This window comes from Chryseobacterium sp. W4I1 (assembly GCF_030816115.1).
Classification (GTDB): Bacteria; Bacteroidota; Bacteroidia; order Flavobacteriales; family Weeksellaceae; genus Chryseobacterium.
Map to the genome: position 1 here is coordinate 4307179 of NZ_JAUSXQ010000001.1, position 13754 is coordinate 4320932.

Here is a 13754-nt window from a genome sequence, read left to right on the forward strand (position 1 = left end):
TGTATGGAGTTTAGAAAGAAAATTGAAGAATTATTAAACGAATTCCTTGATACCAGAGAGGATTTGTTTCTTGTTGATCTGAAGATTTCTGCAGGAGATGATATTACGGTAATTCTTGACGGTGATAATGGCGTGACTCTTCAGGACTGCCTTGATGCAAGCAGAGCCATAGAATTCAATATGGACCGTGAAGAGCATGACTTCAGTCTTCAAGTGATGTCTGCAGGATTAAGTGAGCCACTTTCGGCTCCCAGACAGTTCAAGAAAAATTTCGGAAGAGAAATTGAAGTATTGCTGAATGATTCTTCCAAAGTTGAAGGCGAATTGGCAAAAGTGGATGATGAAAAGATCACACTTATTTTACGCTACCGGAAGCCGAAAGATATCGGAAAAGGGAAAGTGGATGTAGAGGAGGAAAAAGAAATTCCTTACTCTGAGATAAAAAAGGCGTTAGTAGTAATTAAATTTTAAAAGAAAAAAGAATAGATGGATAATATAGCGTTGATTGAATCCTTTGGTGATTTTAAAGACGAAAAAGGGATCAGTAAGATTGATCTTATGGCAATTATTGAAGATTCACTGAAGACTCTTTTAAGAAAGAGATTTGATTCAGATGATCATTTTGATGTAATTGTGAACCCTGATAAAGGAGATTTTCAGATATTTTTAAATAAAACGATTGTAGAAGACGAAATGTCTGAAGATGATGATCTGGAAATTGAAATCTCTGAAGCTAAGAAAATAGATCCTACCTTTGAAGTAGGTGAAGATTTTACAATGGAAATTCCTGTTGCCCAGCTGGGAAGAAGAAATATCCTTACCTTAAAGCAGATCCTGGCTACAAAACTTCAGGAACATAATAATGCAATGCTTTATGAACAGTTCAGAGACAAGATCGGGGAAATTGTAATTGGAGAGATCCACCACATCCGACACAAACATGTGATCTTATTGGATGATGAAGGGAACGAATTCATTTTACCGAAAGAAAACCAGATCCCGTCCGACTTCTTTAAAAAGGGCGAAAATATCAGAGCTATTGTTGAAACAGTAGATTTTAAAGGTTCAAAACCACAGATTATTATTTCCAGAACTGCACCTAAATTCTTAGAAAAATTATTGGAGCTGGAAATTCCTGAGATCCAGGATGGTACCATCATGCTTAAAAAAGTAGTGAGAATTCCTGGTGAGAAGGCGAAAATTGCAGTAGATGCTTATGATGACAGAATAGATCCGGTAGGAGCATGTGTGGGTGTGAAAGGATCCAGAATTCATGGCGTTGTAAGAGAGTTGAGAAATGAAAACATCGATGTGATTCAGTGGTCTAAAAACCCTGAAATTATGGTGAAGAGAGCTTTAGGAAATGTGACGGTCAATAAAATTGACATCAACGAGGATTCAAACTATGCATTAGTTTATACACCGGTTGAAGAGATTTCCAAAGTAATCGGGAAGCAGGGACAGAACATCAGACTGGCTTCTTGGCTGTCTGGTTATGAAATTGATGTATATAGAGAAGCTAGTGAGGATGACGACGTTGATTTGAGAGAATTTAATGACGATATCGAACAGTGGATTTTGGATGAATTTAAGAAAGTAGGGCTTACTACTGCGAAATCTGTATTGGATAAGGATACTGAAAGTCTTATAAAAATGGTTGACCTGGAAGAGGAAACCATTGAAGATGTAAAACGTATTCTGAGAGAAGAATTTGAAGATTAAGATTTTTAAATAAATTTTAATAAACAGTAAAAAAGAAATACTTTAATTTTAAGAATTAAAAAAAATAGTAAATAATATAGATGCCAAAAATAAGATTAAATAAAGCGGTTAAGGAATTCAATATTTCGATGTCCAGATTAGTAGAGTTTTTACAGTCAAAGGATTTCGAAGTTGAGAGCAATCCTAACGCTCAATTAGAAGAAGCGGCATATTCTGCATTGGAGGCTGAGTTTGCCAAAGACGGCGAACAGCGAAAAGCATCCCATGAGGTGGTGATCACTAAAGTTCCGGAAGAAAAACTGGAAATTGAAGAAAAGAAAACCCCTGAAGTAATAAGAGCTAAAGCAAACAAACCAGAAACTAAAATTTTAGGTAAAATAGATCTTGAGTCTAAAGCTCCTGAAGTTGAAGAAACACCTGTAGTACCGGCGCCAGTATCTGTTCCTGATCCAATTCCAACTCCGGAACCTGTGAAAGCACCGGTAGAGGAGAAAAAAGAAGTAGCAGCTGAACCGGAAATTAAAGCAGCTCCTGATAAGCAGGAATTCAAAGTTCTGGATAAAATTGATCTGTCCCAGATAGAGTCTAGAAATAGACCTGTAAAAAAAGATAAACCCAAAATGGAGGAGAAAAAAGAAGAGGAAAAACCGGCAGAACCTGTGAAAGAAACTCCAAAGCAGCCAGAGCCTGCTGAAACAAAGGCGGTAGAACCGCAAAAACCAGCTGAACCTGAATCTCAGGAACCTCAGAAAATTGAAACTGTTTATCAGAAACTTGACGGTCCTAAGATCGTAGGTGAAAAGATTGACCTAACACAGTTTGCACCAAAGCCTGGGGCTGGAGCTAAAAAGAAAAGAAAGAGAATTGAGAAACCAGGAGGCCCAAATCAACAAGGGCAAGGAAATAATCAAAACTCTGGAAATAATAACAACAATAACCAAGGGGGGCAAGGAAACCGTCCGCCAGGTCAGGGTGGCCCAGGTGGAAACCGTCCTCCAGGTCAAGGTGGCCCAGGTGGAAACCGTCCACCGGGACAAGGTGGTCAGGGTGGAAACCGTTTTGGAAATAATCAAGGAAATCGTCCTCCAGGTCAGGGTGGCGGGTTCAAAAAAGGTCCAGGTGCTGGAAATAACAGACCAGGTCAAAGAACTATGCCTGTTGAGCTTACTGATGAGCAGGTTAAAAACCAGATTAAGGAAACCCTTGAGAAGCTTACCAATAAAGGAGGTAAGTCTAAATCTGCAAAACATAGAAAAGATAAGAGAACATACCGTAGAGAACAGGATGAACGTCAACAAGAAATTGATGCTCAGGACAGAACGTTAAAAGTTACCGAATTCATCACAGTAGGTGAATTGGCCAGCTTAATGAATGTTTCTCCTACAGAAGTTATTTCTGCTTGTTTCTCTCTTGGAGTAATGGTTACCATGAACCAAAGACTGGAAGCAGATACCTTATTGTTGGTTGCTGATGAATTTGGCTATAAAATTGAATTCTCAGATGCAGATCTTGAAGAAGCTGATTCTGAAGAGGAAATTGATGCAGAAGAGGATCTTCTTCCTAGAGCACCAATTGTAACAGTAATGGGACACGTTGACCACGGTAAAACGTCTTTACTTGACTACATCAGAAAGACCAACGTTATTGCCGGTGAGTCAGGAGGTATTACCCAGCATATTGGAGCATACAATGTAAAACTAGAAAACGGACAAAGAATAACATTCTTAGATACACCAGGTCACGAAGCGTTTACAGCGATGAGAGCCAGAGGTGCTCAGATTACCGATATTGCAATTATTGTGATTGCAGCGGATGATGATGTAATGCCACAAACGAGAGAAGCAATTTCTCACGCTCAGGCAGCAGGAGTACCAATGATTATTGCATTGAACAAAGTAGACAGACCAAGTGCTAACCCGGATAATATCCGTCAGCAGCTTTCCGGAATGAACATCTTAGTAGAAGAATGGGGGGGAAATGTTCAGGCACAGGAAATTTCTGCAAAGTTTGGTAATAATATGGATGTTCTATTGGAGAAAGTGTTGCTTCAGGCAGAAATGCTTGATCTTAAAGCTAATCCTGATAGAGGTGCACAAGGTGTTGTTATTGAAGCTTCATTAGATAAAGGAAGAGGATATGTGGCAACCATGTTAGTACAGACAGGTACTCTTAGAGTTGGAGATTATGTAGTTGCAGGTAAAAACCACGGTAAAGTTAAAGCGATGCTTGACGAAAGAGGTAGAAACCTAAAAGAAGCAGGTCCTTCAATTCCGGTTACTATTCTTGGATTAGATGGTGCACCTACCGCTGGTGATAAATTTAAAGTTTATGCAGACGAAGGTGAAGCTAAAACGATTGCCAATAAGAGAGAACAGCTGCAAAGAGAACTTTCAATCAGAACCAAGAAACATACTACTCTTGAAGAACTTGGAAGAAGAATTGCCTTAGGTGAGTTCAAGGAATTGAACATTATCTTAAAAGGTGACGTGGATGGTTCTGTAGAAGCATTATCTGATCAGTTACAGAGACTTTCTACGGCAGAGATCAATGTTAATATCCTTCATAAAGGAGTTGGACAGATCACTGAATCTGACGTTAACTTAGCAACAGCTTCTGATGCAATCATTATCGGATTCAACGTAAGAGCTGGTGCTAATGCAAAAGAGCTAGCTGATAAAGAAGAAATCGAAATCAGAACATATTCTGTAATTTATGCTGCTATTGATGAAGTGAAAGAAGCTATGGAAGGCATGCTTTCTCCAGAGATCAAAGAACAGGTGATTGGTAATGTTGAGATCAGAGAAGTATTCAAAATTTCTAAAGTAGGAACAATTGCAGGATGTATGGTTCTTTCAGGAAAAGTAACCAGAAGTTCTAAAGTAAGAGTACTTAGAGACGGTATTGTTAAATTTGATGGAGAGTTGGAAAGCTTGAAGCGTTTCAAAGACGACGTAAGAGAAGTAACAAAAGGTTACGAATGTGGTCTGAATTTGAAAGGATATAACGATATTGAAATCGGAGACATTCTTGAAGTCTACGAACAAGTAGCTGTTAAGAAGAAGCTAAAATAATAGTTTTTATTATTATAAATACATGAAAACCACTTTTTTATAAAGTGGTTTTTTTGGTTTATTATTCAAAAATATAATTTGTATTAATTCTAAATAACATTTTTAACACTGCTAATAATTTGTTAAAAAAAATAATATGCGTAGAAATAATATATTTATACAAATAAACCGTATATAATTGTTTAATCTTTGTTATTTCATAGAATAATTAAAAAGATCATATTAAAAAAAGCTCTTTCTTGTATAACTATAATACTTGCGAGTGTTAAAATTTATTAACATATTTGCGAATTAAATATATTAAAATTTGTTAATATGAATGTTAAACTACGTGTATTAAGTGCTGGGGCTCTGTTTTTCTTAGGACAGGTGGCTTTTGCACAAACGACGAAAAAAGACACTACTACTACTCCTACGGAGATTGAAGAAGTGGTAATGGTTGGATTCGGACAAAAGAAGACAATCCAGGAAATGACTGGGTCAGTAAGTACAATGACGGCAAAAGCTATTGCAGATGTTCCTGTAGCTTCTGTAGATAAGATGCTACAAGGTAGAGTTGCTGGGGTACAAACTGGTAGCGCTTCAGGGCAGCCTGGAGGTATGACTAATGTCCGTGTCCGTGGTATTTCATCAATTAATGGAGTTTCTTCACCAATTTATATTGTTGATGGTGTAAGAATTTCCTCTGGTGACTTGTCTAGACAAACCACAACAGCGAATGCTTTGGCTGGATTGAATCCAGACGATATTGAAAATGTTACTGTGTTAAAAGACGCTGTTTCTACAGCAGTATATGGTGCTGATGCTGGAGCTGGTGTAATTGTAATTACAACAAAATCAGGTAAAAGAGGGAAGCCTAGATTTAATTTTGGTTTCAACAGCGGATTTAATGACAGAGCAGTAAAACCACATGCATCTTTTTCAACTCCTGACTGGCAGACATATTTAGTTCAAGCATATTCAAACCGTGATAATAAAGCTTATACTGCTGAACAAATTGCAAATGGAGCTGTAGGGGGAAATGCTGCAGGTGTTTTTCAATCGACAAATAATACTGACTGGCAGAAGGCAACACAAAAATTTGGTTATCAGCAAAATATAGATTTTAATGTTTCTGGAGGTAATGAGAAATTTACATATTATTCATCCATAAATTATTATAATCAGGAGAGTGTTGTTAGAGGATCTTATTTTAATAGACTTGCGTTTACTAATAAAATAGGTTACCAAGCCACTGATAAGTTGAAAATTAATACAGATTTTCAATTTTCTTATGGTAAAATTAGTACACTAAGTGATGCAGGGGCTTTTTCAAACCCAATTCTTACACAATATTTTAACAGACCTACCGACGCTGTAACAAATCCGGATGGAAGCTGGAATTATGGAAGTGGAGGTAGACTAAGTAATGGTAACTTTAACTCTGCAGCTCTTCAGGATATGAATTATGTACGAGGAGGTAACTTCAGAGCTTTCGCTAATTTAAATGCTGAGTATAAGATATTAAATAATCTTACTTATAGATTTGTTTTCTCTCCAGAATATATTAATCTAGAAGAAGATACATACTGGAACCCAATACACGGAGATGGAGCAGGTTATGGAGGATATCAGCAGACAAGTGTGAACCGTTATTTTAATTTTAACGTTCAGAACATCTTAGATTATTCTTATAGACTTGATCGTCATAATTTTGGAGCTTCATTAATTCAGGAAGCTTATAAAAGAGATAATAAATACTTAACTGCAACTGGTATTACTGTGGGTACTCCAACACTTCAGACTCTTACAAATTTTGTAGTGCCGTTTGGATATGCTGGAGATAGAGTGCTTACGTCTCGTTATGGTTACGCAGTTACTGCACATTATGATTATGACAAGTTAATTTTAATAGATGGATCTTACAGACGTGACATACTTTCTCAGTTTACTCCGGGTAAAAAAGCGGGTAATTTCTGGTCTGTTGGGGTTGGATTAGATTTAGCTCGTTTTGAAACGATTAAAAATATCGATGCGATCTCTATGTTGAAGTTTAGAGCATCTTATGGTAAATTAGGAAACCAGGTAACTGCTAACCCATATGCTACCTATTCTTATACAACAAACTATAACGATTTCGCAGCGGCAACTATGAATAGAGTTTTTAACCCTAATTTGTCTTGGGAAACTGTAAATCCTTTAAATGTCGGATTTGATTTTGGATTCTTCAAGAATAGATTAACAGTTACTGCAGAATACTATAACAAGAAAACTAAAGATCTGATCTATAATATTCCATTATCTGGAGCACAAGGTGTTAATAACCCTGATGATCCTAGAAATGCATATTACGTTGATAATATTGGTACATTAGTAAATAAAGGATTTGAATTTGCTGTAAATGGCGATATCTTTAAAGGAGACAGAGATCAATTGAACTGGTCAGTTGGAGCTAACTTATCTACTCTAAAGAATGAAGTGACTGAATTGTATGGTTCAGACGTTAATACATCTACTACCACAGTTAGAGTTGGTGAAGGAGTAAGAACATTTTATTTGAGAAAATGGGCTGGTGTAGACGCAAATAATGGTGATCCGCTTTGGTATATTAATGGTGTGGATGGCGAAACAACAAATAACTATAACTTAGCTAAACAAGCTGTACAGGGATCTTTCCTAAGTAATGTTTTTGGTGGTGCTAATACAACCCTTTCTTATAAAGGATTCTCTCTTGATTTACAGTTCACTTATGGATTTGGAGGTAAGATTTATGATAACTGGGCAAATTATCTTTATTCAGATGGACAATATTCAGTTAACTATCCAGGATATGGTGATGTAATGGGAGATTATTGGACACCAACTAACACGACTGCGTCAAATCCAAGACCGGTGATTGGAGGAAATAAATTATCAAACAGTGCTTCAACAAGATTCTTATATGATTCTGACTATATTCGTCTAAGTAATGCTAGATTTGGATATACGTTTAGCAGTGATTTCCTTAAAGGATCTGGTTTTGGTTCATTACAAGTATATGTAATGGCTAATAATGCTTATACATACAGATTCGATAAGAATCTTAAATTTGACCCTGAAACGAATATCTCGGGTTATACAGATCTAAGTTTACCAGTATTGAAGTCATTCTTATTTGGTGTTAATTTAAGTTTTTAAAAAAAGAAGAAATGAAAAATAAAATATTAAAAGTAGCATTATTATCTATAGGGCTTTTGACATTAAGTGTCTCTTGTAGTGATGATTTTGTTGATAGAGAATTCTATCAGGAAGTAGAGCAGGCTCCTTTGAAATCTGTTCAAGAAGTAGAATCTTTTGTAAGAGGTGGTTATGCCGCAATGAGAAGCCAGTATTATTATGGATGTGATTTCTTAGCCTATGGTGAAGTGAGATCTGATGAGATGCTTAGCAATGGAGCAAGCGGTTACTATGTCAATGTGATGAACTATACTCAGACGTCTGCTGATGCATATGCAAAAGATACTTGGAATCATATTTATAAAACAGTTGGATTAGCAAATGTTGTAATTAATACAGATTTTAGCTCATTTAATTCTGATGATAAAGATTATGCCGGATTTTTGCAGGGGCAAGCATATGCCATGAGAGCGTTAGGCTTCTTTGATTTACTTCGTTTATACGGACAAAAATATACTGGATCACCAACAAGCTTAGGTATAGTTTTACCGCTTAAGTATGATCCGCTAGCTAAGCAGGCTAGAAGTACTATTGCAGAAACAGAAGCACAAATTGCTGCTGATTTTGCCAAAGCAGAGGAACTAATGGACGAGCATGCTGATTGGGATTCAGGGCCTTCTAACAGAACTGAACTGTCACTTTCAGCTGTAAGAGGATTAATGGCAAGATTTTATCTTTATAAAGGTGATTATGCTAAGGTTAGACAGCTAGTAAACAATATTGTTGCTGATGGAGGATACCAAGTTGTTGGAGCTGCTAACTTACAGTCTTCATACAGTTTCGCAATGAATGGATCTGCTGCAAACTCCATGTTTGAGTTAGCTGTAGGAAATGCATCTGCTCTTGGAACGGCTTCTTATAGACATAAATTAAGTAATGGAGGATATGCAAATGTTGTCATAAGGCCAGCTACTGTAGCCTTATACTCTACTGCAGATATTAGAAGATCTCTTATTACTACAGGAGCTACAAATTATTTGTCTAATGCTAATGGAGTAAAAGGGAAATATTTAAATGCTTCAGGTGCTGATAATATCAAAATGCTTCGTTATGAAGAGATTTTATTAGATGGTGTTGAGGCTGAGCTTAATGGGGGTAGTGCTGTTCAAGCATTGTCTTATTTTAATCAAATACAAGTTAATAGAAATCTACCAGCTGCGACAACTGTTGATATGGTAGAGCTGAAAAAAGAAAGAACTAGAGAACTTCTAGGAGAAGGTTTAAGACAGTGGGATCTTAGAAGATGGGGAGATGCTGTTCCTAGACCTACTACGGCAAGCACAAGTCCATTATTAAATGCTTTCCCTATTCCTTTATCAGAAACTAACGTTGGTGCAGTACAATCTAATCCAGGTTATGATAACTAGAATTTAATAAATTTATTTTAAATAACAAAAAAACCGCCATTGGCGGTTTTTTTGTTAAAATACAAATGAAAAAAATATTATATTTACATAAATGTTTAAATTAATATGAAAAAGATATTTTTAGTTGTAGGTTTATTTTTAATGATCACAACTGCCTTTGCTCAATCAGGTAATGATAATGTTTTTATGTCCAGTGATAAAATTTTCACCCTTGGTAAAAGAGTCAAAAGTGGAGAGTATAAAATAGATGGGAATCCATATGCAAATGGTAAGAAATTCGAAAAAGTTTCTATCGAAGGATATTCAAAAAATATTCAGGATCTCAGATATAATGCATATGACGATGAAATGGAGTTTTCTCAGAATAATGAAAATTATTTTGTAAATAAAGTTGATGGACTAATGATTTATTTTCCAACATTAAATAAAACCTATATAGTTAAAAACTATACATATTTAGGAAATCAGAAATTAGGTTACTTAGTGCTTTTGAATAAAAAAGATGCAAAATATGGGTTGTTTAAAAGAGAAAAAGTTGAGTTAATTCCTGGTGAAAAAAGCCCTAATGCATATGGGAAAGATGCAAATGATTACTTTGCAAAAGAAAAGGATATTTATTTAATTTCAAAAGGAGATCAGTTTTATAAAGTTCCTAAAGATGCTGATGAACTTGCAGAACAGTTATCATTAGATAAAAAGGAAATACAGAGTTTTGTTAAATCCAATAAAATTAATTTTAATAAGGAAGCAGATCTTATAAAATTAGTTGACTTTATTAATAAATAATAATTATAAAAAAAACATGTATTTTTGCTTCACAATAGCAGAAAATGAAGCACATCCTTTTTATAATAATTTTCTTCGGTTTTGTCTCAAAGGCTCAAGTTGTCAATAAAACAGATATCAAGAGTCCACAGAAAGAGGAAGACACTCTTGTCATAGACAATGGGAAGAAAGATTCCTTGAAAATTTTTAAACCTACCATCAATGATTATCAGTATCAGACCCAGTTTTCTGAAAAGAAGATTTTTGATACCGTGATGACTTTTGATAAAACTAATATCTATTCACAGTACAACAATAGGGATAATTTTGGAAAGGCTCAGGTTGCTAATATAGGGGCAGGATTCAATCCTTTGGTGTATGAAGTGAATCCGGAGCAGAACTTGTCTTTACTGCCCTCCAACAAATCCTATATGATTATTAGTGCTGATGATGTAAAATATTACGATGTAAAAACACCAACGGCAACTTTCATTTATCATACCGCCATGAAAAATGGAGCTGCATTGAACTCCACTTACACACAGAATATCGGGAAAAGATTCAATTTTGCTATTGAGTATATGGGACTTCGTTCCCAGGGATTTTATAGGAATTCATTAGCATCCAATAATAACACTCTATTCTCCGGACATTATGTTTCCAAGAGTGGAAATTATGAATTGTTTGCCCACTACCTTCACCAGAATGTAAACAATCAGGAAAGTGGGGGTATTGTAGAAGACGATCTTTTCCAGAGTGGTGACAGCAATTATAAGAACAGACAAAATGCTCAGGTTAATCTGGCTTCGTCAAGTTCCCAATATTCTTACAGAAGATATTATCTGACCCATCAGTTTACTCCATTCAATTCAGAAAAATTTCCGTTCAGTATAAGACATACTTTATCACACCAGGGAAATAAATATTTTTATAATCAGGGAGTAGTAGAGCCTTACTGGTTTGATGATGCTGCTACTGAACTGACGAACGGTTTTCCGCTAACCACAAAAAAATATTCAGAAAATTTTAGCAATACGGTAAGCCTTGTCTTTAATAATGAAAAATTCAAGCTGGATGGCGGTGTACGTTATCAGATGCTGAAATTCGGAGTGAGAGATCTTGCTACAGTGAACGGAACCGCTTTTCCGGGAGAACTTAAAGAAAACAGAATTGGAGCGGTTGGAAACTTACAGGTAAAGCTTTGGGACAAATTCCAACTGAAGTCCTTTTTAGAATTTTCAAACGGAAGTCAATTTGGAAGCTACCTAAGAACGGCCAATAATATAAAGTTTGAACCAATAAAAGATTATTTTGTGAATGCGAAAGTCAACTTCCAGAGTGCTTACCCATCATTTAATTACCTTTTGAATACTTCTGTTTACAATAAGTACAATTATTACCTGGAAAATGCCAAAAACCAAACTGTAACAGAAATAGGAGGTAGTGTCAACCTGAAATGGTTCAAAACCGAAATTTTCGCCAATTATTTCAGAATAGATAACTATACTTATTTCAATGCGGATGGAGCTCCGGCACAAAGCAGCAATTCACTGAACATTTCCCAGATCGGGGGAGATGCTACCTTCAGCTTCGGAAAATTCCACCTTAATACAAGACTGCATTTCCAGAATGCGTTAACAAATAAAGAACTCCTTCCAATGCCAAGTTTTATCGGAAGAGCAAACTTTTTCTTTCAGAGCAAAGCTTTCAAAAAAGCGGCAGAAGTTCAGATGGGTGTGAAGGTGTATTACTTTTCAAAATTTGCATCAAGAGATTACTTTCCGATCCTGAACGAATATATTCTTCCTAGTGCAGATTCATTCTCAATCGGGGGACAGCCTATTGCAGATCTTTATATTAACATGAAAGTCAAAAAAATGTTCTTTTATGTAGAGGGACAGCAGATAGGGACCTTCCTTTCCAACAATAAAGCATACGCATTTCCACATTATCCGGTTTACGATTTTAGACTGAACATCGGAATTGTGTGGTATTTGTTCAACTAAAAGCCAAACAAAGTTGAAAACAATAAATAAAATCTCATTTAACGATATAGAAAGCATTCCTCAATTGGTAAAAGATTTTCTGAACCAAAAAATTGAAGGATTTGAAAATAATACCTTTTCTTTAGATCACTTTAAAGATCAGATCCACCTCAAACAGAATTCTTTCGTACCAGATCAAAGGCAGATCTTAACTGATGTTTTGGAAAAACAGCTTTCAGGGCTTACCCTTTCATCAAAGCAGAAAGAAAATCTTGTCAATCTGAAGCAACAGAATACATTTACCATTACCACAGGACACCAGTTGAATCTATTCTCAGGTCCTGTTTTTTTTGTCTATAAAATTTTACAGACCATTAAAACTTGTACCTATCTTAAAGAGAATTTTCCGGATTTTAATTTTGTTCCCGTATATTGGATGGCTTCAGAAGACCACGATTTTGCAGAGATCAATCATTTTAAGACCGAAAGCAATTACTATGAGATCAATGAAAAGTCAGGAGGTCCGGTAGGAAGAATTACCATCAGTGATACCTTTTTCATCTCGGAATTTGAAAAAGAATTTAAAGATTCCGTGTTTGGGACTGAGCTGATTCTTATGATGAAAGAAGCTTATAAAGTAGGAAATACATTGACGGAGGCTATTAAAATTTTGGTCAATCGTCTTTTCTCTGAGTTTGGGTTATTGATCGTAGATGGTGATTCCAAAGAACTTAAAAACCAGATCAAAGATATTTTCAAAGATGAGCTGGTTAACTTTAGCCTTCAGAAAAATTCAAAAGAAAAAGTTGATTTTCTCACAGAGAAATATGGAAAAGTACAGGTAAACCCACGTGATATTAATCTTTTCTATCTTTCCGAAACCAGAGACAGAATTGATTTTGACGGTAAAAATTATATTGTTGTAGACACAGATAAAAAATTTACTAAGGAAGAAATACTCCATGAGCTGGAAAACCATCCTGAAAAATTTAGTCCCAATGCGTTGATGCGCCCTGTTTATCAGGAAAAAATACTTCCAAATTTAGCCTATATTGGAGGAAATGCGGAGATCATGTACTGGCTCGAGCTCAAAGATTACTTTACAGCTGTCCAGATTCCTTTTCCTGTTTTGATCCCAAGAAATTCTATGCTTTTCATTAAAGAAAAAACAGTGGGTAAAATTGGAAAGTTAGATCTGAATATTGAAGACTTCTTTGGGAATTTTACAGCCATTACCAATCAGAAAATTTTAAAAGACAGTTCCGTCCTGGAATTGCTGGAAGAGAAAGAAAGGCTTTTGGAAAAAGGTTTTTCCGAACTGAAAACTATAGCTGAAACCACGGAGCACTCCTTCGGAAATATGGTGAAGGCAGAAGAGGTAAGACAGCTGAAATCATTTAAAAGAATGAAAAAACGCCTGCTTCATGCAGAAAAAATAAAACAGAATGAATTGCTTGAGCGATTGGAGAAACTGTTTTTAGATGTACATCCGTCAAAAACCTGGCAGGAAAGAGTCTACAATTTCAGTGTGCTCTTTTCAGATTATGGCTATTCATGGCTTGAAAATTGTTGGGAAGAAATGGTGGTTCAAGAATCCAAATTAATAATTGTTGCCATTTAATTTTAAAGAAGTATTTTTGTAAATTATA

Annotated in this window: 8 protein-coding genes; all 8 read left to right on the plus strand. The window is 35.7% G+C overall.

What is annotated here, in order from left to right:
• Window positions 1-3: 3 nt before the first annotated feature.
• The gene (gene rimP, locus QF044_RS20070; protein WP_307271200.1) at window positions 4-471 is read left to right on the plus strand and encodes a ribosome assembly cofactor RimP; all 468 of its coding nucleotides are present in this window, start codon (window positions 4-6) and stop codon (window positions 469-471) included.
• 15 nt (window positions 472-486) lie between these two features.
• Window positions 487-1722: a transcription termination factor NusA gene (gene nusA / locus QF044_RS20075; protein ID WP_307271202.1), complete on the plus strand. Its 1236-nt coding sequence runs from the start codon at window positions 487-489 to the stop codon at window positions 1720-1722.
• An 80-nt stretch (window positions 1723-1802) separates the two neighbouring features.
• Entirely contained in the window at window positions 1803-4793 is a 2991-nt protein-coding gene (gene infB / locus QF044_RS20080; protein ID WP_307271204.1) for a translation initiation factor IF-2, read from the plus strand.
• Between the two features lie 315 nt (window positions 4794-5108).
• The gene (locus tag QF044_RS20085) at window positions 5109-7949 is read left to right on the plus strand and encodes a SusC/RagA family TonB-linked outer membrane protein (RefSeq protein ID WP_307271206.1); all 2841 of its coding nucleotides are present in this window, start codon (window positions 5109-5111) and stop codon (window positions 7947-7949) included.
• 11 nt (window positions 7950-7960) lie between these two features.
• Window positions 7961-9355, plus strand: a complete 1395-nt coding sequence (locus QF044_RS20090) for a RagB/SusD family nutrient uptake outer membrane protein (RefSeq protein WP_307271209.1) — start codon at window positions 7961-7963, stop codon at window positions 9353-9355.
• A gap of 105 nt (window positions 9356-9460) precedes the next feature.
• Complete coding sequence (locus QF044_RS20095; RefSeq protein ID WP_307271212.1) at window positions 9461-10141, plus strand: hypothetical protein; 681 nt, start codon at window positions 9461-9463, stop codon at window positions 10139-10141.
• Window positions 10142-10185: 44 nt separating this feature from the next.
• Window positions 10186-12126: a putative porin gene (locus QF044_RS20100; protein WP_307271214.1), complete on the plus strand. Its 1941-nt coding sequence runs from the start codon at window positions 10186-10188 to the stop codon at window positions 12124-12126.
• A 13-nt stretch (window positions 12127-12139) separates the two neighbouring features.
• Window positions 12140-13726, plus strand: a complete 1587-nt coding sequence (bshC, locus tag QF044_RS20105) for a bacillithiol biosynthesis cysteine-adding enzyme BshC (RefSeq protein WP_307271216.1) — start codon at window positions 12140-12142, stop codon at window positions 13724-13726.
• Window positions 13727-13754: the final 28 nt, after the last annotated feature.